This window comes from Agreia sp. (genome assembly GCF_964263775.1).
Taxonomy (GTDB): domain Bacteria; phylum Actinomycetota; class Actinomycetes; order Actinomycetales; family Microbacteriaceae; genus Agreia.
The window spans coordinates 1-19702 of record NZ_CAXVWM010000042.1 but is presented as its reverse complement, the minus strand read 5'-3'; the positions used below and the strand labels follow the sequence as shown (position 1 = coordinate 19702).

At 63.7% G+C, this 19702-nt stretch carries 19 protein-coding genes and 2 tRNA genes; 17 read left to right on the top strand and 4 right to left on the bottom strand.

Annotated elements, in window-relative coordinates; genetic code table 11:
- The first annotated feature begins 280 nt into the window (after nucleotides 1-280).
- The 12 genes from dnaA to ACE5CZ_RS03680 all read left to right on the top strand — a co-directional run bounded on the left by dnaA (nucleotide 281) and on the right by ACE5CZ_RS03680 (nucleotide 12556).
- On the top strand, nucleotides 281-1714 hold the full coding sequence (gene dnaA / locus ACE5CZ_RS03735) for a chromosomal replication initiator protein DnaA (protein WP_374946016.1): 1434 nt from the start codon (nucleotides 281-283) through the stop codon (nucleotides 1712-1714).
- Nucleotides 1715-2105: 391 nt separating this feature from the next.
- On the top strand, nucleotides 2106-3251 hold the full coding sequence (gene dnaN, locus ACE5CZ_RS03730) for a DNA polymerase III subunit beta (RefSeq protein WP_374946015.1): 1146 nt from the start codon (nucleotides 2106-2108) through the stop codon (nucleotides 3249-3251).
- A gap of 67 nt (nucleotides 3252-3318) precedes the next feature.
- On the top strand, nucleotides 3319-4209 hold the full coding sequence (gene gnd / locus ACE5CZ_RS03725; protein WP_374946014.1) for a phosphogluconate dehydrogenase (NAD(+)-dependent, decarboxylating): 891 nt from the start codon (nucleotides 3319-3321) through the stop codon (nucleotides 4207-4209).
- A gap of 37 nt (nucleotides 4210-4246) precedes the next feature.
- On the top strand, nucleotides 4247-5482 hold the full coding sequence (gene recF, locus ACE5CZ_RS03720; RefSeq protein WP_374946013.1) for a DNA replication/repair protein RecF: 1236 nt from the start codon (nucleotides 4247-4249) through the stop codon (nucleotides 5480-5482).
- Nucleotides 5479-6015 carry a DUF721 domain-containing protein gene (locus ACE5CZ_RS03715; RefSeq protein ID WP_374946012.1) on the top strand — a complete coding sequence of 179 codons (537 nt, stop codon included), beginning with the start codon at nucleotides 5479-5481 and terminating at the stop codon, nucleotides 6013-6015. The genes recF and ACE5CZ_RS03715 overlap by 4 nt, the downstream gene beginning before the upstream one ends.
- 136 nt (nucleotides 6016-6151) lie before the next feature.
- Entirely contained in the window at nucleotides 6152-8155 is a 2004-nt protein-coding gene (gene gyrB, locus ACE5CZ_RS03710; RefSeq protein WP_374946011.1) for a DNA topoisomerase (ATP-hydrolyzing) subunit B, read from the top strand.
- Nucleotides 8156-8208: 53 nt separating this feature from the next.
- Nucleotides 8209-10794 carry a DNA gyrase subunit A gene (gene gyrA / locus ACE5CZ_RS03705; RefSeq protein ID WP_374946010.1) on the top strand — a complete coding sequence of 862 codons (2586 nt, stop codon included), beginning with the start codon at nucleotides 8209-8211 and terminating at the stop codon, nucleotides 10792-10794.
- A complete protein-coding gene (locus ACE5CZ_RS03700) occupies nucleotides 10787-11194 on the top strand; it encodes a DUF3566 domain-containing protein (protein WP_374946009.1) in 408 nt (135 codons plus the stop codon). Before gyrA ends, ACE5CZ_RS03700 begins: the two co-directional genes overlap by 8 nt.
- Before the next feature lie 76 nt (nucleotides 11195-11270).
- Nucleotides 11271-11344: transfer RNA gene (locus ACE5CZ_RS03695), tRNA-Ile, on the top strand.
- 31 nt (nucleotides 11345-11375) lie between these two features.
- Nucleotides 11376-11448, top strand: a tRNA-Ala gene (locus ACE5CZ_RS03690).
- Nucleotides 11449-11494: 46 nt separating this feature from the next.
- Nucleotides 11495-12109: a hypothetical protein gene (locus tag ACE5CZ_RS03685; protein ID WP_374946008.1), complete on the top strand. Its 615-nt coding sequence runs from the start codon at nucleotides 11495-11497 to the stop codon at nucleotides 12107-12109.
- Between the two features lie 30 nt (nucleotides 12110-12139).
- Nucleotides 12140-12556, top strand: coding sequence for an NUDIX hydrolase (locus ACE5CZ_RS03680; RefSeq protein WP_374946007.1), 417 nt, complete (start codon nucleotides 12140-12142; stop codon nucleotides 12554-12556).
- Between the two features lie 104 nt (nucleotides 12557-12660).
- Here ACE5CZ_RS03680 and ACE5CZ_RS03675 read toward each other — a convergent pair whose 3' ends face one another.
- On the bottom strand, nucleotides 12661-13170 hold the full coding sequence (locus ACE5CZ_RS03675; protein ID WP_374946006.1) for a DNA helicase: 510 nt from the start codon (nucleotides 13168-13170) through the stop codon (nucleotides 12661-12663).
- 145 nt (nucleotides 13171-13315) lie between these two features.
- Here ACE5CZ_RS03675 and ACE5CZ_RS03670 point away from each other — a divergent pair, with 145 nt between their 5' ends.
- Together ACE5CZ_RS03670 and ACE5CZ_RS03665 are read left to right on the top strand one after the other, a co-directional pair.
- The gene (locus ACE5CZ_RS03670) at nucleotides 13316-13855 is read left to right on the top strand and encodes a peptidylprolyl isomerase (RefSeq protein WP_374946005.1); all 540 of its coding nucleotides are present in this window, start codon (nucleotides 13316-13318) and stop codon (nucleotides 13853-13855) included.
- A gap of 31 nt (nucleotides 13856-13886) precedes the next feature.
- Entirely contained in the window at nucleotides 13887-14732 is an 846-nt protein-coding gene (locus tag ACE5CZ_RS03665) for a rhomboid family intramembrane serine protease (protein ID WP_374946004.1), read from the top strand.
- Nucleotides 14733-14813: 81 nt separating this feature from the next.
- On the opposite strand, the gene ACE5CZ_RS03660 is transcribed toward ACE5CZ_RS03665, so the two are convergent.
- Entirely contained in the window at nucleotides 14814-15071 is a 258-nt protein-coding gene (locus ACE5CZ_RS03660; protein ID WP_374946003.1) for a cell division protein CrgA, read from the bottom strand.
- Between the two features lie 81 nt (nucleotides 15072-15152).
- On the opposite strand from ACE5CZ_RS03660, the gene ACE5CZ_RS03655 reads away from it, so the two are divergent.
- The 3 genes from ACE5CZ_RS03655 to ACE5CZ_RS03645 are packed head-to-tail and all read left to right on the top strand — an operon-like array spanning nucleotide 15153 to nucleotide 16832.
- Nucleotides 15153-16034 (top strand): class E sortase, encoded by an 882-nt coding sequence (locus ACE5CZ_RS03655; protein ID WP_374946002.1) that lies wholly within the window; start codon nucleotides 15153-15155, stop codon nucleotides 16032-16034.
- Between the two features lies 1 nt (nucleotide 16035).
- Complete coding sequence (locus ACE5CZ_RS03650) at nucleotides 16036-16197, top strand: hypothetical protein (protein WP_374946001.1); 162 nt, start codon at nucleotides 16036-16038, stop codon at nucleotides 16195-16197.
- A complete protein-coding gene (locus ACE5CZ_RS03645) occupies nucleotides 16194-16832 on the top strand; it encodes an anthranilate synthase component II (protein ID WP_374946000.1) in 639 nt (212 codons plus the stop codon). Before ACE5CZ_RS03650 ends, ACE5CZ_RS03645 begins: the two co-directional genes overlap by 4 nt.
- Nucleotides 16833-16836: 4 nt before the next feature.
- Here ACE5CZ_RS03645 and pknB read toward each other — a convergent pair whose 3' ends face one another.
- Nucleotides 16837-18543: a Stk1 family PASTA domain-containing Ser/Thr kinase gene (gene pknB, locus ACE5CZ_RS03640; RefSeq protein ID WP_374945999.1), complete on the bottom strand. Its 1707-nt coding sequence runs from the start codon at nucleotides 18541-18543 to the stop codon at nucleotides 16837-16839.
- Nucleotides 18544-18606: 63 nt separating this feature from the next.
- On the bottom strand, nucleotides 18607-19702 hold a 1096-nt coding region (locus ACE5CZ_RS03635; protein ID WP_374945998.1), incomplete at its 5' end, for a PASTA domain-containing protein.

Here is a 19702-nt window from a genome sequence, read left to right as displayed (position 1 = left end):
TAAGTGCGGGCCGATTGGCCACAAGTCAACTGATTAAACCTACGACCTCCCTTGCCTTTGGTCAAACCTCACGGGCACGAAGAATCAATTATCCACAGACTGTGGAAACTGCCTGTGCATGACACGCGTAGAGTCAATACAGTGAGCTTGCCCTGCCGCATGGCAGCAACTAGCTTAGTTATCCAGCTCGCTGACGCTCGGGGAAGCTCAGCCCGCCGGCTTTACTCGCCCTGTTTTCCACAGGCAAAACTGCATTACTCATTTGTTCGACGGGAGTTCCATGGCTGAGGATGACACCTCGACGGAGGGCCAGTGGCGCTCCGTGCTGCAGGCACTCTCCCGTGACGAACGAATAACCCCGCAACTACGCGGCTTTCTCGGCCTCGTGGTTCCCAAGGGAATCATGGCGGGGTCGTTCTACCTCGAGGTTCCTAACGACTTCACCCGCGACATGCTCGAGTTGAGGGTCCGTCCGTCTCTACTGGCCGCAATCGGCCAACTCGATCCCGATTTCGACGTCACCAACTTTTCCGTCGTGGTCAACCCCGAGATCAGCGGAAGCGAGATGGCCGGCCAGGCCGAAGCATCCGAACCCGTCTACATCGAGACGCCGCCGGTGCAACCGCCATCGACACCCGCACAAGAGACCGTGGGCCCGCCGCGCAACAACGACACCCGGCTGAACCCGAAGTACAGTTTCGACAACTTCGTCATCGGCGGATCGAACCGCTTCGCCCATGCGGCCGCGGTCGCGGTGGCCGAGGCACCGGCCAAGGCCTACAACCCCCTCTTCATCTACGGGGATTCCGGTCTCGGCAAGACCCACCTTCTGCACGCCATCGGCCACTACGCCATGAGCCTCTATCCCGGCGTTCGCGTTCGCTATGTGTCGAGCGAGGAGTTCACCAACGACTTCATCAACTCGATCGCCAACAACAGAGGTGCGGCATTCCACTCGCGCTATCGCGACATCGATCTGCTGCTCATCGACGACATCCAGTTTCTGCAGGGCAAGGCCGAAACCCAGGAAGCCTTCTTCCACACGTTCAACACCTTGCACGATCACAACAAGCAGGTCGTGATCACCTCCGACCTGCCTCCCAAGGCCCTCACCGGGTTCGAAGACCGCATGCGCACGCGATTCGAGTGGGGCCTCATCACCGATGTGCAGACGCCAGACCTCGAGACGCGCATCGCGATTCTCAGAAAGAAGGCACAGAGCGAGAAACTGCGCGTGCCCGACGACATTCTCGAGTACATGGCCACCAAGGTCTCGTCGAATGTGCGCGAACTCGAGGGAACCCTCATCCGAGTCACCGCCTTCGCGAGCCTCAATCGCACGCCGGTCGACATGCAGCTGGTGCAGACCGTGCTCAAAGACCTCATCACCCTCGACGAAGACAACATCATCGCGCCGGTCGACATCATCAACCACACAGCCGAGTACTTCAAGCTCTCGGTCGATGATCTCTACGGGTCGTCTCGGTCGCAGGCCATTGCGACCGCTCGGCAGATCGCCATGTATTTGTGCCGCGAAATGACCAGCCTCTCGCTTCCCAAGATCGGTCAGCTGTTCGGGGGCCGTGACCACACGACGGTCATGTACGCCAACAACAAGATCGGCAAGCTGATGACCGAGAAGCGCTCCATCTACAACCAGGTCACAGAAGTCAGCAATCGCATCAAGCACAACCAGCGCTATAAAGACGTCTGAGTTCGGTTCGACCCCGCACTTCGCACACGAGTTTCCACAGTGTGTGCAGAGGTTGTGGAAAACGGCCTCGAACCTGTGCGTCGATCGGCTCAAGTTGTGGAGTCGTTCATGCGGCGTTCGGAGACGGGTCGAGTTGTGGATACGTACTGCACACGATTTCTACATCTCACACCCGTGTAGTTCCCTACGGCCGACTGCAGTCCACAGAAGTTATCCACATATCCACAGCGGTTAAGACCATTAACGTTTAATTCACTTAATTCACCCCCGACAACCTTGTCGACCTCGTCACCCTCGAATCGAAAGAACGCGTCGGGAGTGTCCCCACCCGCTAGCATTGAGGCGAATAAGCAACCCATCTCAACCGGCCGATCTCGTATGGAGTGCCTTCGTGAAGTTCCAAGCCAACCGAGACGTCTTCAGCGAAGCCGTCTCCTTCGCCGTGAAGCTCTTGCCTCAGCGAACCACCCTGCCGATCCTCTCCGGAATCCTCATCAAAGCCGATGAAGACGGCCTCACTCTCTCGTCGTTCGACTACGAGGTCTCGGCCCAGACCCAGATAGCCGCAGACGTCGAAGAACCGGGCACGGTCCTCGTCTCCGGTCGACTGCTTTCCGAGATCGCGAGCAAACTCCCGAACGCTCCCGTGCGCTTCGCATCCGAAGACTCGCGCATCACCGTCTCGAGCGGATCCGCGAAGTTCACCCTGTTGAGCATGCCAGTCGAGGAATACCCGAGCCTTCCCCAGATCGGTGAGGAATCAGGCATCCTGCCCGCCGACAAATTCGCCGCTGCAGTGGCCCAGGTCGCCGTCGCCGCATCGCGTGACGATGTGACGCCCGTGATCACCGGGGTGCAGCTCGAGGTCTCGGAGAACACGCTGTCACTCGTCGCCACCGACCGCTACCGGGTCGCCGTGCGCAACATCGACTGGGACTCGGGCGATTCCGGCGTCAGCACGGCGACTGCGCTGGTACCCGCCAAGACGCTTCAAGAAGTCGGAAAGACGTTCGGCAACGCCGGCACGATCTCTGTCTCGATCACCAGCACCGACGATCGAGAACTCATCGCCTTCAGGTCCGACAAGAAGACCGTCACGTCGTTGCTCATCAAGGGCAACTTTCCCCCCGTCAAGCGGCTCTTCCCCGAGACCGTCGACAATTACGCGGTCATCAACACCGCAGAGCTCATCGAGTCGACCCGGCGAGTCAGTCTCGTGCTCGAGCGCGAAGCAGCGCTCCGCTTCACATTCACGATCGACGGCGTCACCCTCGAGGCCATCGGCTCAGAGCAGGCCCAGGCATCCGAATCGATCGACGCACTCCTCACCGGCTCCGACACCGTCGTCTCGCTGAAACCACAGTTCCTGCTTGATGGTCTGAGTGCGGTGCACTCGGAATACGTTCGGATCTCGTTCACCAAGACCGACAACCCCAACAAGCCGGGCCCCGTGCTCATCACGAGCCAGTCGTCCAAAGACCAGCCCGGCACAGACGACTACAAATATCTGCTGCAGCCGAACCTGTTGCTGCGGTAATTCACCGGATGCCGGTGGCCGGTAACTCCGGCACCTCACCCACGTATTTCGTCAAGGAGATTCTGCAATGCACATTGGACTCGTCGGTCTCGGCAAAATGGGCAACAACATGCGTGCGCGGCTGCGCAATGCGGGTCACGAGGTGACGGGCTACGACAACAACCCGGCCGTCTCCGATGTGGCCGACCTGGCTGCCCTGGCCGCCGCCCTTCCCAGCCCGCGCGTCGTGTGGGTCATGGTTCCCTCCGGAAAGATCACCGACTCGGTCATCACCGAACTCGGCACCGTTCTCTCGGGCGGCGACCTGGTGATCGACGGCGGCAACTCGCGCTTCACCGAAGACTTCAGGCACGCCGCAGAGCTCGCTCCCCGGGGCATCGGATATGTGGATGCCGGCGTCTCGGGCGGCGTCTGGGGTCTGGAGAACGGTTACGGACTCATGGTCGGCGGCACCAAGGCCGACGTCGAGCTGCTGATGCCGATCTTCGACGCGCTTCGCCCCGAAGGGCCACGCGAAGAAGGCTTCGTTCACGTGGGCGAGGTCGGCGCCGGTCACTACGCCAAGATGGTGCACAACGGCATCGAGTACGCGCTGATGCAGGCCTATGCCGAGGGCTACGAGCTGCTCGACACCCGCAAAGACATCATCAAAGACGTCACCGGAACCTTCAAAGCATGGCAGCGCGGAACCGTCGTGCGTTCCTGGCTGCTCGAGCTCCTCGTTCAGGCACTCGAGCAAGACCCCGAGTTCGACGACATCGAGGGCTACGTCGAAGACTCCGGCGAGGGTCGCTGGACGATCGAGGAGGCCATCGCGAACGCCGTTCCGGTTCCCACGATCTCGGCGTCGATCTTCGCTCGGTTCGTGTCTCGACAAGAGGACTCGCCGTCGATGAAGGCCGTCGCGGCGCTGCGCAACCAGTTCGGGGGCCACGCGGTCAAGAAGGCCGAAGACTAGGCCAGGGAACGAAACATCAAGACTGGAGAGGCCCCTCGTGCTCGTGCGGCATCTCTCTCTCGTCGACTTTCGCAACTACGCGACGGCGGAGGTCGACCTCGAGCCCGGCCCCAATCTCTTCGTCGGTAGCAACGGCCAGGGCAAGACGAACCTCGTCGAATCGCTCGGTTACCTGAGCAGCCTCGGCTCGCACCGGGTCTCTGTCGACCATGCCATGATTCGAGCCGGCCAGAACGCCGCCATCGTGCGGACGCGACTCGAACACGAAAACCGTGAGCTGCTGGTCGAGGTGCAGATCAATCGCTCGAGCGCGAACCGCGCACAGGTCAACCGATCGGTCATCAAGCCGCGGGAGCTTCCACGTTATTTCTCCTCCGTGCTGTTCGCTCCCGAAGACCTGGCGCTCATCCGAGGAGAACCGTCTGGTCGTCGGCGCTTTCTCGACCAGCTGCTCGTCGCCCGCACCCCACGGCTCGCGGGCGTGCAGTCCGACTACGAGCGCGTGCTCAAGCAGCGCAACACGCTGCTCAAGTCGGCGCGAGCGCAGGGGTTGCGCGGCGCCAACCTCTCGACGCTCGACATCTGGGACGAGCGACTCGTCGAGCTTGGCAGCGAGCTCATCGCCGAGCGGGTCGCGCTCGTGGGTCGCCTGCATCCCTTGGTCGTGGATGCCTACCGCTCGATCGCCGGGGCCGACCACCGGCCGGCGCTCGGCAATCGTCTCAGCGTGCTCTCCGCGCATCCGGATGCCGACGACTCGGCCGACGACGGATTCGGCGTTCCCGACGGCACGACCACAGACACCCTGACCCGCGAGGTCATAGCCGGCCTGTTCCGCGAGGCACTGGTGCGGGTTCGTCGCCAAGAGCTCGATCGCGGACTCACTCTCATCGGGCCGCACCGCGACGACCTGGTGTTCGAGCTCAACGGCCTGCCGGCCAAGGGCTACGCGAGCCACGGTGAGTCGTGGTCGTTTGCGCTGTCGCTGAAGCTGTCAGCCGCCGCCCTGCTTCGCATCGAATCACCCACCGGCGATCCCGTTGTGATTCTCGACGACGTGTTCGCCGAACTCGACGAGGCGCGTCGTGATCGGCTGGCTCTGGCCGTGGCCGATTACGAGCAGGTGCTCATCACGGCCGCGGTGTTCGACGATGTGCCCGCGTCGTTGACCCCGCACACGGTGCGCATCAGTGCGGGTACGATCGTCGATCCGAGCATTCCGTTCCCTGAGCCTGTCTCGTTTCCTGAGCCCGTCGAAGGGAAGAACCCATGAGCCAGGAGATCCCTTCGACAGGCTCAGACAACGAAAGCTCGGGCAACGATCCCTCACTCTCGTCGTCGGTGTACCTGCGATTCAAAGGTGTCTTCGGCGACGCCGCGAGTCGACGTTACGGATCGCGCAAGCGCCGCATTCGCGAGCCCGTCGTCGAGAGCGAGGCCTATGGCCGCGGGCGCGATCCGAAAGGCATCGCCGATGTCATGACCGCGATGACCAGCGAGCTCGGCTGGGCGACTCCCCTGGCGAAATCCGACCTGCTGCTGGCGTGGCGGGAGATAGCAGGCGCCGACACGGCCGAGCACAGCTTTCCGCTCGATGTCACCGACTCCGTTCTCACGGTGCAGTGCGACTCCACGGCCTGGGCCACGCAGCTGAGGCACATGCGCACGATGATCATGACGCGCATCGCGCAGTCCTACCCGGATGCGGGCATCGAGACCGTGCGCTTTCAGGCACCCCATGCGCCGTCCTGGAAAAAGGGCTCCAGATCAATTCCAGGGCGTGGTCCTCGCGATACCTACGGCTGACGTGGCAAATACAGTCACCCGGCCAAAATAAGCGGCTCAGATCGCCGTAGAGCCGTTTTAAGCACGCGCGCTTTGCTAGAATTAAGGGTCGCCTTCCTGACTGATATCGAGGCGGCACTGAGGAGCCCATTTCTATATGTCTGAATCCGACAAAGTGAACCCCGACAGCGAGTACGGTGCCGACCAGATCCAGGTTCTCGAGGGACTTGAAGCGGTGCGCAAGCGACCGGGTATGTACATCGGATCGACCGGACCCCGCGGGCTGCATCACCTGGTCTACGAGATCGTCGACAACTCCGTCGACGAGTCGCTCGCCGGCTACGCAGACACCATCTCCGTGGTCATGCGTCGAGACGGCGGCATCCAGGTCACCGACAACGGCCGAGGCATCCCCGTCGACATGCACCCCGTCGAGAAGAAGTCCACAGTCGAGGTCGTTCTCACCATCTTGCACGCCGGCGGCAAGTTCGGCGGCGGCGGTTATGCCGTCTCCGGCGGCTTGCACGGCGTGGGCAGCTCGGTCGTCAACGCTCTGTCGAGCGAACTCGATGTGGAGGTTCGGCGCCAGGGCAACGTCTATCGGCAGAGCTACCGCAACGGTGTTCCCGAGGCCCCCCTCTCCCAAGACGAGTCCACCACCGAGACCGGCACCCGCATCACGTTCTGGCCGAGCTCAGAGACATTCGAGACGGTCGAGTTCGACTACGAGACCCTCCGCGCGCGGTTCCAGCAGATGGCCTTCCTCAACAAGGGCCTCAGCATCAGCCTCGTCGACGAGCGCGACGGTGCCGATAAACAGAGTGCGCATGGCCAGAGTGCCGCAGATGACGGCGAGCCCGTGGCCGTCACCTATCTCTACGAAAAGGGTCTCCAAGACTATGTGGAGTACCTGAACCGCGCCAAGAAGAACGATCTCGTCAACGACGAGATCATCTCGTTCGAACAAGAAGACACGGTGCGCAAGATCGCGCTCGAGGTCGCCATGCAGTGGACGACGGGCTACACCGAGAGCGTGCACACCTACGCGAACACCATCAACACGCATGAGGGTGGAACGCATGAAGAGGGTTTCCGTGCGGCGCTCACCACGCTGGTCAACAAGTACGCCCGAGAGAAGGGCATCATCAAAGAGAAAGACGACAACCTCTCGGGCGACGACGTGCGCGAGGGACTGACCGCCGTCATCTCGATCAAGCTGGCCGAGCCGCAATTCGAGGGCCAGACGAAGACCAAGCTCGGCAACACCGAGGCGAAGGCCTTCGTTCAGCGCGTGGTCAATGTCGAGCTCACCGACTGGTTCGATCGCAACCCCACGCAGGCGCGTGACATCATCCGCAAGGCGATCCAGGCATCCCAGGCCCGCCTTGCGGCGCGCAAGGCTCGCGAGCAGACCCGGCGCAAGGGGCTGCTCGAGGGCGGCGGCATGCCCGGCAAGCTGAAGGACTGCTCGAGCCGCGACCCGGTGAAGAGCGAGATCTTCATCGTCGAGGGCGACTCGGCTGGGGGATCCGCCATCCAGGGCCGCAATCCCGAGACCCAGGCCATCCTGCCGTTGCGCGGAAAGATTCTGAATGTCGAGAAGGCACGTCTCGATCGTGCGCTCGGCAACAACGAGGTGCAGGCCATGATCACCGCGTTCGGCGCGGGAATCGGCGAGGACTTCAACCCCGACAAGGCGCGCTACCACAAGATCGTGCTGATGGCCGATGCCGACGTCGACGGCCAGCACATCACCACGCTGCTGCTCACGCTGGTCTTCCGCTATATGCGGCCGCTCATCGAACTCGGCTACGTGTACCTCGCCATGCCTCCGCTCTACCGACTCAAGTGGACCAACTCGGCGCACGAGTACGTCTACTCCGATGTCGAGCGCGACGCCCTGCTGGTCAACGGCCAGGCGTCGGGAAAGCGCATCCCCAAAGAGAACGGCATCCAGCGCTACAAGGGTCTCGGCGAGATGGACTACCGCGAGCTGTGGGACACGACGATGGATCCCGACACCCGCACGCTGCGCCAGATCACGCTCGACGACGCCGCGGCTGCCGACGAGATCTTCTCGACCCTCATGGGCGAAGACGTCGAGTCACGGCGCAACTTCATTCAGAAGAACGCCAAAGACGTTCGCTTCCTCGACATCTGACGCTCGACATTTGATGCGCCCTGCTCGGCGACGGGCTCTACCGCTAGGACAACATGACTGACGACACCACGGGCGACATCCCCCAGGCCTCCGACTCATCGGGTGCGCTGACCGACCGCATCGAGCAGGTAGACCTGCAGCTCGAGATGCAGCGTTCCTACCTCGACTACGCGATGAGCGTGATCGTGGGCCGGGCGCTTCCCGATGTGCGCGACGGACTCAAGCCCGTGCACCGCCGGGTCATCTACGCGATGTACGACGGGGGATACCGTCCCGACCGGGCTTTCTCGAAGTCGGCCCGCGTGGTCGGCGAGGTCATGGGGCAGTTCCACCCGCACGGCGACACGTCGATCTACGATGCGCTCGTGCGACTCATCCAGCCGTGGAGCCTGCGCTACCCGCTGGCCCTCGGCCAGGGCAACTTCGGTTCCGCCGGCAACGACGGCGCGGCCGCCCCTCGATACACCGAGACCAAGATGGCTCCGCTCGCGCTCGAGATGGTGCGCGACATCCAAGAAGAGACCGTCGACTTTCAAGACAACTACGACGGGCGCACGCTCGAGCCGGTCGTCCTTCCCGCCCGATTTCCGAACCTGCTGGTCAACGGATCGGTGGGCATCGCGGTCGGCATGGCCACCAACATCCCGCCGCACAACCTGCGCGAGGTCGCCGCGGGCGCCGTGTGGGCGCTCGAGAATCCGGATGCGACGCGCGAAGAACTGCAGGATGCGCTGATTCTGCGCATCAAGGGCCCGGATTTCCCCACGGGCGCGCAGATTCTCGGAACCAAGGGCATCCACGATGCCTATCGCACGGGTCGCGGCTCGATCACGATGCGCGCCGTCGTCAACGTCGAAGAGCTGCAGGGTCGCACCTGCCTCGTGGTCACCGAGCTGCCCTACCAGGTGAACCCCGACAACCTGGCGATCAAGATCGCCGACCTCGTAAAAGACGGCAAGGTCGGCGGCATCGCCGACATCCGCGACGAGACCTCGGGCCGCACCGGCCAGCGGCTGGTCATCGTGCTCAAGCGCGATGCCGTGGCCAAGGTCGTTCTCAACAACCTCTACAAGCACACGTCGCTTCAAGAGAACTTCGGCGCGAACATGCTCGCGATCGTCGACGGCATTCCGCGCACGCTGTCGATCGACGGATTCATCAGTGAGTGGGTCACTCACCAGATCGACGTCATCGTGCGCCGCACGGCGTTCCGCCTGCGCGAGGCTCAAGAGCGCATGCACATCTTGCAGGGCTACCTCAAGGCCCTCGATGCACTCGACGAGGTCATCGCCCTCATCCGCCGCTCCAACACCGTCGAAGACGCGCGTGACGGGCTGATGCAGCTGCTCGACATCGACGAGCTGCAGTCGCGCGCCATCCTCGAGATGCAGCTGCGCCGCCTGGCCGCCCTCGAGCGCCAGAAGATCATGGACGAGGCCGACGCCCTGCAGGTCAAGATCGACGAGTACAACTTCATTCTGTCTTCGCCGGCACGTCAGCGAGAGATCATCGTCGAAGAGCTCGGCGAGATCGTCGACAAGTACGGCGATGATCGACGCACCGAGATCGTCTTCGGCTTCGACGGCGATATGAACATGGAAGACCTCATCCCCGAGGAAGAGATGGTGGTCACCGTCACGCGTGGCGGCTACATCAAGCGCACGCGCAGCGACAACTACCGCAGCCAGCACCGCGGCGGCAAGGGAGTCAAGGGCGCCCAGTTGCGCGCCGACGACGTGGTCGAGCACTTCTTCGTCACGACCACCCATCACTGGCTGCTGTTCTTCACGAACAGGGGCCGCGTCTACCGCGCCAAGGCGTATGAACTACAGGAGGCCGGCCGCGACGCCAAGGGCCAGCACGTCGCCAACCTGCTCGCCATGGCTCCAGACGAGCAGATCGCCCAGGTGCTCGACATCCGCGACTACGAGGCGGCCAAGTACCTCGTGCTCGCCACCCGCGGGGGCCTTCTCAAGAAGACGGCGCTCGACGAGTACGACACCAACCGCTCCGGTGGAATCATCGCGATCAACCTGCGCGAGGGCGACGAGCTCGTCTCGGCCCTCCTCGTCGAAGAAGACAGCGACGTGCTCCTGGTCTCGAAGAAGGGCATGTCGATCCGCTTCACGGCATCGAACGACTCCCTGCGCCCGATGGGCCGCTCGACGGCCGGAGTCATCGGCATGAAGTTCCGCAGCGACGACTACCTGCTGGCCGCGTCTGTCGTGTCAGAAGAGGGATACGTCTTCGTTGTCACCGAGGGAGGGTTCGCCAAGCGCACCCACGTCGAGCAGTATCGCGTGCAGGGCCGCGGCGGTCTGGGCATCAAGGTCGCCAAGCTGCAGGAAGCCCGAGGCGATCTTGCGGGCTCCCTGATCGTCGAGGATCTCGACGAGGTGCTTGTGGTTCTTGCCAGCGGCAAGGTGGTACGCTCTGCCGTGGCCGAAGTACCCGCCAAGGGTCGCGACACCATGGGTGTGGTATTCGCCCGTTTCGCAGACGAAGACAGAATCATCGCTCTCGCCAAGAACACAGAACGAAACCTCGATGCCGACACGGCGTCGGATAGTGTTCCAGAAAGCCCCACCGCACAGGGCGAATCAGAGCCCGACGGAAAGGAAGAATCGACGAATGAGTAATGTCGCCGAGAAACTCGCGAAGAAGTCGTCGCGTCCCGCGCCCACCAAGCAGGTGCGACTCAAGCTGGTCTACGTCGATTTCTGGTCGATCCTCAAGCTGTCGTTCCTCTTCGCGGTGATTCTGGGCATCATCACAATCGTCGTGGCCTTCCTGGTCTGGTCACTGCTCAATCAGACCGGCGTCTTCGACCAGATCAACGGTCTTCTTCAAGACATCGCGGGTCAAGACAACTTCGACCTGTTCGACTTCGCGTCGCTGTCACAGGTCATGGGCTTCGCCGTGATCGTGGCGATCCTCAACGTCATCGTCGTCACCGCGCTCGGCGCGATCAGTGCGGTTCTGTACAACCTCGCCACCAAGATCACGGGCGGAATCCTGCTCGGCTTCACCAACAAGTAAGACAGTATTTCCTCCCCCGGGTTCGCCCGGTTTGGGGAAACAGGTGCAGGTGGGATAACCTACTATCTGCCCATCCGGGGGTATAGCTCAGGCGGTTAGAGCGCTTCGCTGATAACGAAGAGGTCCGTGGTTCAAGTCCACGTACCCCCACGAGAGGCTTCCACAAGAAGTCTTCTCACCCGGGGCCTTAGCTCAATTGGCAGAGCACCTGCTTTGCAAGCAGGGGGTTAGGAGTTCGATTCTCCTAGGCTCCACCGCAGTATGGAATCGCACCGAAGTTCCTGAAACTGGTGGATCGAAATGGCCTTGAGGCGAAAACCCGATCGGACGCGAAAGCGTCCGGCGGATTCGCCCGAGGCCATTTCTGTTCCCGAGGAGGCCGCGCAGCGCGCGGTCGACGAGGGTCTTCTCATCGCCCGGTTCGCCGTGGTGATGGAGGTGAAGAACCACATCATCGTGGGCGCCCTGCGGCACGACGAGCCGTTCGATGTCGAGTCGACCGGGCTCGAGGTGAGGCAATCGCTCACCCGCCTCGCGGCCGAGCAGTCGAACTATGCCGACCGCGTCACCGACGTACTTCGAGAGCGGGCGGTGCGGGCCCGGGGTAGCGTCAAGCACGAGCACGACTATCACCCCGAAGACCTGGCGACCCTCGACCTGCGCACCGCAGTGTATTCCCGCGTCGCCGCCGAACTGAGGCAGCGTGCAGAAAACCCCGGCTACGTCGCCGAGATCGTCGAGACGGCCAGGCAGGATGCGTGGGGCGAGTTGGGCGATGCCGTCGAGTTGCGTCTCGACAGACTTCCCCAACCCCCCGTGAAGAACGCCGACTACGAGCGCAACCGGGCCCGTCGCATCCGAACCCTGATCGATGTCGATCTGGCCGCCCTCAGACAGCAGATGCACGACATCTGACGCGCACACTTCTTGGGTAGCGTGGCACCCATGGATATTCGCGTCGCCGCCTACGCCGTTATCGTTCAAGAAAAGCAGATCCTGCTGGCCCACTGGAGCCAGGGCGGCCGTTCGGGATGGACCCTCCCTGGCGGGGGCATCGACCCCGGGGAGGATCCCGCGCACGCCGCGGTGCGGGAGATCGCGGAGGAGACCGGATACCGCGCGAAGCTCGGCGAGCTGATCGGGGTCGACTCCAAGGTGATCGCCGCCGAGCATCGACTCAGCGGTTCGGGGGTGCCCCTGCACGCGGTGAGGATCGTCTATACGGCCACGGTGGAGGGCGGCCAACTCACGAACGAGCTCGACGGCAGCACCGACGAGGCGGCATGGTTCGCGCTCGACGACGTCGCGACCCTCGACCGTGTCGACCTCGTCGATGTGGGGCTGCGGATGCGCTCCGCCTGACGACGCCCTCGAACGCACACGAACGACGAGAGCGGCATCCCTTCGAAGGGGATGCCGCTCTCGTCATGTGTAGGCGGTGCTGCCTAGCCGGCGGGCGATGCTGCTTAGCCGGCGGGCGCCTCTGAGACTGCCTCATCGTCGGCGATCCACAGTTCGTCGTCTGCACGCAGCGTCTGCCACAGGGCGTAGCCGACACCGGCAGCGGCGAGAACACCGAGCACGATCGCGACGATGCCGCCCACGGGCGCCTTCTTGGGTTGCGTCTTGGCGAGGGCTCGCTTGACGCTGGGGTTGTTGGCCACGTGCAGCACGGTCGCGGCAGAGCCGAGGGCCGTGCCGACCGAGGGGAGAACGTCATGAGCGAATCGACTGCGCACCTCGTGCGCGGCGAGCTTGGCGCCAGCGACGTTGCGGCCGATGATCGGTCCGATCGAGTCGACCGCTCCACGAACACGGGGCACGACCTCTTCGCGGGTCAGCTCGGATGCGTGACCGGCTGCGACGCGGGCGATCTGGTTTGCCCGATCAAGAATCTCTTGCTGGTCGAGCCAGAGCTCTTCAGCACTGCCCTTCAACTTCTTGAGCGCCTTGCGGCGCTTGCGAGTAAGACTCATTGAAAAACCTCCATCAGCGGAACGAGCGCGTTTCCCCCTAATCTTGCCATGCGCGCTGGCCACCGCGCACGGCTTGCCCTGACGATCACCTGCACATACCCTCCGCCTCGTCTGGATGGTTGAGCGTCTATGGAAGAATTGCTGCATGCCCGCACACACCCATGTCGCAACCTTTACCACCAACCACGGCGCCATCAAGGTCAACCTCTTCGGCAATCATGCGCCCAAGACCGTCGCCAACTTCGTCGGACTCGCCACGGGCGAGATCGAGTGGACCCACCCAGAGACCGGCAAGGTCTCGAAAGACAAGCTCTACGACGGCACCATCTTCCACCGCATCATCCCGGGCTTCATGATCCAGGGCGGCGACCCCATCGGCCAGGGCACCGGCGGCCCCGGCTACGCGTTCGACGACGAGATCAACCCCGAACTCAACTTCACGCAGCCCTACGTTCTGGCCATGGCCAACGCGGGCCAGCGCGGCGGCCACGGCACGAACGGCTCGCAGTTCTTCATCACCACGGGCCCGACGACCTGGCTCCAGGCCAAGCACTCCATCTTCGGCGAGGTCGCCGACGACGAATCCAAGCGCATCGTCGAGAAGCTCGGCGCTGTTGCGACCGACGCGGGCGATCGTCCCCTCGACAGCGTGGTCGTCGAGATCGTCACCATCGAAGAGGTCTAGAACTCCTTCGAGGCGATAGAGACGAGCGCGGGTGTCCCAGGCTCCGGTGGATGCCGATAACTTCTGTTATCGGCATCCCGACCGACAGAGTTTCATTCTGTGCCAGCGCTGCGGCAAAACCGTCTGCCCCGACTGCCAGGTGCAGGCTGCGGTCGGCGTGCACTGCGTCGATTGTGCGCGGCAGAACCGGCCGGTTCGCCCGAAACCGCGCTTCGTCACCGCTTTTCGCAGGACATCGACCCAGCCGGTCGTCACCTATTCGCTGATCGGCGTCACAGCGTTCTTCTTCGTGCTGCAGAGCGTTCCTGGAATCGGCTCACTGGTCACTCAGGCGCTGCAGTACGCCGGCGCGTACACGCAGCCCGGTCTCGGTGTGCCGGTCGAGCCCTGGCGCATGATCACGTCGGTATTCCTGCACGGCGGCATCCTGCACCTGCTCTTCAACATGTACGCCCTGTTCGTCTTCGGGCAAATGCTCGAGCACACGCTGGGCCGCGCGCGCTACCTCGCGCTCTACCTGCTGGCAGGGCTCGGCGGATCCGTCGCGGTCGACCTGATCGCCGTGCCTTTCCAGGGCGTCGTCGGTGCGTCTGGCGCGATCTTCGGCCTGATGGGCGCCTACTTCGTGATCCAGCGGCACCTCGGCGCAACCAACATCCAATTACTGGTTCTCGTGGGCATCAACTTGGTGATCGGGTTCATCCCGGGCTTCGGCATCGCCTGGCAGGCGCATCTCGGAGGACTAGCGGTGGGCGCCTTGATCGGCCTGATCTTCACCAAGACCCGCAACGTGCGTCAGAAGAACACGCAGATACTGCTTCTCGTGGCTACCGGTGCGAGCCTCGTTGCCCTCACGGTGGCCAAAGCCCTGGTCTAAAACCGGGAGTTATGAACAGGGTTATGCACAGATGGGGATAATTACACGCGTGTAATTAGTAGTTATCCACAAGCAGAGGACTCAACGCCAGCGCGTGGTCATCAAGAAGCCGATGAAGGCGATGCCGAAACCGATGAGAATGTTGCCGCCACCCAGATCGGCGATGGGAAACTTGGCCTGGCTGACGTAGAACGTGATGATCCAGGCGAGGCCGACGAGCATGAAGCCGAACATGACCGGCTTGAACCAGACCGGGTTGGGTCGGGTCGACTCATCACCGCTTCGGGCAGCAGTCTGTGCGACTTCGGAACGGGGTGAACGGGTCTTCTCGCGGGCCATAGGGGAGATTCTAGCCCGGAATGGCTGGGAACGGCTCTGCTCTCAGGGTAAAGGCCAGTACGCACCGCTTACAATGCAACAATGACCGAATACCAGCCGGGGGATATTCAGCCGGGTTCCAGTGCTGCGCCGATATCTCGTCGTGAAGCACGCAGAGCCGAGGCCGACGCCCTGATCGATTCAGCCGGCCCGGCACAGCCTGCACCCGTCAAACGAAGCCTGGCGACGAAGATCGTCGGAGTATTCGGCGAACTGCTCATCACAGCGGGCGTCTTCGTGCTGCTCTTTCTCGGCTGGCAGCTGTGGTGGAACAGCATCGTGCTGACCAACGAGCAGTCCTCAGACGCCACATCGCTTGCAGACGACTGGAAGCTGCCGGTCGTCACGGGCACGACGCCGACTCCGACACCCGTCTCGGGTGACACGGCGGCGCCGGCGAACTTCGGCGATCCGGCCGTCATGGGCGCCCCCTCTGTCGGGTCCGACTTCGCGATCCTCTACGTTCCCCGCTTCGGTGCCGATTTCAAGCGCACCGTCGCCGAGGGCGTCGACCCGCACACCGTGCTCAACAAGGGCGGCGCGGGCCACTACGAAGACACGCAGATGCCGGGCGAGGTCGGCAACTTCGCCATCGCCGCGCACCGCGACGGCTGGGGCAGCGCGTTCATCAAGATCAACGAGCTGCAGATCGGCGACCCTGTCTACGTCGAGACGCAAGACGGCTGGTACACCTACCGCTACCGCGACACGGAGTACGTGACACCGTATGGAGTCGGGGTCATCGATCCCATTCCGCAGGTGCAGGGCGGCACGGCGGTCGACCGTCTCATCACGCTCACCAGCTGCAACCCGCTCTACATCGCATCGGAGCGCATCATCGCCTACGGAGCATTCGAATCGTGGCAGCCGCGCTCGGCCGGCCCGCCCGCAGAGATCGCATCCGTCGTCGGATCGGGGAACTGATATGTACGCCGCTCTCTGGAGAGTTCTGCCCGGCCCCGTGTGGCTGCGAATCCTTCTCGTGCTCATCGTTGCGGCAGCCGTCGTCTACGCGCTGGCCGCCTGGGTCTTTCCGTGGATCGATGTGCTGATCACGCCGTCACAGGAAGTGACCGTCGACCGATGACACGCGTACTGGTCATCGACAACTACGACAGCTTCGTCTACACGCTCAACGGCTACCTGCTGCAGTTGGGCGCCGAGACCGACGTCGTGCGAAACGACGACTTCTCGGCCGGGGAAGCCGACGCACGCGTGGCCGACTACGACGCGGTCCTCATCTCGCCCGGCCCGGGCACGCCCCACGATGCGGGCGTCTCCATCTCGATCGTGCACGCCGCACTCGCATCGGCGACGCCGCTCCTCGGCGTGTGTCTCGGCCACCAGGCCATCGGCGAGGCGCTCGGCGCGACGGTCACGTACGCCGACGAGCTGATGCACGGCAAGACGAGCCTCATCGAGCACGACGGCAGCGCCTTCTACGACGGCGTGCCCGATCCGTTCACCGCCACGAGGTATCACTCCCTCGCGGTCGTCGACGGCACCGTTCCCGACGAACTCGTGGTGACGAGCCGCACCCGCGGCGGCGTCATCATGGGCCTGCGCCACATCGAGGCACCCGTGTTCGGAGTGCAGTTTCACCCCGAGTCCGTTCTCACCGAGGGCGGCTATCGCATGCTCGGCAATTGGCTGGGTGCGGCGGGGCTCGCGGCAGCTCCTCTGGCCGCGCGAGACCTGAGCCCGCTCATGCGGGCGATCTGAGGCGTTAGCCGCCGGTGCAGTACCGGATGGCTATGGCCGACTTCTGCTCCGCATCACCCGCGGCGACCGATTGGCTCGAGACGGGGTTGCCCGCCACGGTCTTGCAGCCGGGGTCGCCGTCGACGCTGACCTGAAGCGAGAGGCCTTGCAGGGCCGTGCTCGCCACGTCGAGCGCCTGACCTGTGACGTCGGGAACGCTGACGAGACCCGATGAGATCACGAGGTCGATGGAATCGCCGACGAAGCTCGCCGTTCCGGCGGCGGGATCGGTTCGGATGACCGTGTCGGCCGGCGCCGTGGCCGAGTTCTCTTTCGTCATCGTGCCGACCGTGAGCCCGAGCGTGGTGAGAGCCGTCGTTGCGTCTGCGGCCGACTGCCCCGCGACATCCGGAATCGAGACCGTCTGCTTGCCCAGCGAGACGAACACGTTGATCATCAGGTCGGAGTTCTCGTTCAGCACGGTGCCCGGCTCGGGGTCGGTTCGGATGACGCGGCCCTCGGGGATCTCGGGGTCGAAGACGTCTTGCCGGGCCGTGACGAGGCCCACTTGTTGCAGGGTGCTGTCGGCCGAATCGAACGTCTGACCGGCGACGGTCGGAACCGTGATCGAGTTGTCGGGAACGATGGTGGTGGGCTGGAGGGTGAAGATCCAGAAGACGATGGCGATGATGATGACCGCGATGCTGGCGATGCCCGCCCAGATCCAGACCACGGGGGGCCTGGACTGCGTGCGCACCGCATAGTCGTCGTCGCCGGCCAGCTGGGTCAGCGCCGAATCGGAGGTCGCGGTGAGGCTCGGTGGCGCACCGAAGAGCGACGACTGGAAGTCTTCGACGGGCGGACGCCTCGACGGGATCTTGCCTGCGCCGGCGATCTGCAGGTCGGTGCGGAACTCGGCCGAGGACTGGAAGCGCGAGAAGCGGTCTTTGGTGAGCGCGTGCAGCACGACGCGGTCGATCGCGGGCGAGATGTTGTTATTGATCGACGACGGAACCGGAGGAGTCTCGCTGACGTGCTGGTATGCCACGGCGACAGGCGTGTCGCCGCGGAACGGCGCCTGGCCGGTGAGCAGCTCGAACAGCACCACACCCGTCGAGTACAGGTCGGTGCGTGCGTCGACGGACTCGCCGCGGGCCTGTTCGGGAGAGAAGTACTGGGCGGTTCCGAGTATCGCCGTGGTCTGTGCCACCGTGGCCGAAGAATCGGAGATAGCGCGGGCGATACCGAAGTCCATGACCTTCACCTGGCCCGAGGTGGTGAGCATGATGTTTCCGGGTTTGATGTCGCGGTGGACGACGCCGGCGCGATGGGAGTACTCGAGGGCCGTGAGGATCCCCTCGGTGATGCGGATCGCCTCTGCGGGCTCGACCGGCCCTTCTTTGATGATGTCTTTGAGAAGGCGTCCTTCGACGTACTCCATCACGATGAAGGGAACGACACCTTCGAATCCGCCGGGCTCGCGAACCTTCTCTTCGCCGGCATCGAATACCCGCACGATCGTGGGGTGGGCCATGCGGGAGGCCGCCTGCGCCTCCTGCTTGAAGCGCGTGCGGAAGACAGGATCGCTCGCCAGTGACGAGCGCAGGAGTTTGATCGCCACCTGGCGTCCGAGACGCTCATCCCTTCCTGAGTAGACATTGGCCATGCCCCCGCGGCCGATGACTTCTCCGATTCGATACCGCCCGGCGAGCAGGCGATGTTCATCGGTCACAGTGGTACTCCATGGTCGGTGGGGATGGGGGTTCTTAGTCTAGGTGTTCAGGACTTGGCGTAATCAGCCGTTCGTTCCGCCGGTTCCGCCGATCGGCGCGGGAGTCGAGGCCTGAGCCGTGACATTCAGAATGGGGGATGGGCTCGAAGCAATGCCCGAACAGGTGACCGCATAAGTCACCTGGACATTGCCGGGATCGGTGGCCTGCAGGATCGCCTGCGTGTTGGCACCCGGATCGGCCTGAACCACCGCATTGACGGCAGACACCGTATAACTCTGCAGCGTCGTGCCCGACGGGCAGCTGTAGGCGGGCCAGCTCACGGTGAACGATCCGGTTCCGGCCAGCGTCGTGTTGTTGCCGACCGACGGGTCGGACTTCACGAACGTGGGAGAGGCGCCCGGTGCATTGACGATGGGCAGGGGGCCGTAGACCGTGAGCTCGATCTTGGAGCCGCGCTGCACGTTGCCCACCGGGTTCACCTTATACACGGTTCCGACCTGCTCGGCCGTCGTCGCCGCGTTTCCGGTGACGCTCGACGCGCTGAGGTCGAAGTCGAGCCCGACGAGGATGGCCGCCGCGTCGTCGAACGATTTTCCGACGAGGTCGCCCTCGGGGATGGCGACCGTGTTCGCGGTGGGTGTCGTCGTGGGCGTCGGTGTCGGCGTGGGTGTCTTCGTGGCCGTGGTGGCGGGCGCGCTCGTCGTGGCCGGCACCGTGTCGGGGCCGTTCTGGCCGAGGACGAGTGCGGTGATCGTGCCGCCGAGTACGAGAACGAGGATGGCGATGAGAACGATGAGCGGCCACGTCCACGGGCTGCGTTTCTTCTTGTTGTCGGCCAGCGGCTCTGCGTCGCCGGCGTCGATGGGGGCAAGGAGTGCGCCTCCGGCTCCGGCTGAACCGATCACGGTGGTCGCCTGGGTGGCTCCGTAGGGAACGGTGTTTGCGGTCGGCATCAGACTGGTGGCCTGGGTCTGTGGCGCGGGGCGGCCGCCGAGGATTGCGGGAACGGCGGCGGCCGCCGCGGCGATGTCGCCCCGCCGCAACGCGGTCGCCGCGCGGGCGAGGTTCGCGGTCGACGAGGGCCGCTCGTCGGGCTTCTTGGCGATGCATGAGAGCACGAGGTTGCGCACTGGATCGGCCACGGTGATGGGCAGGTCG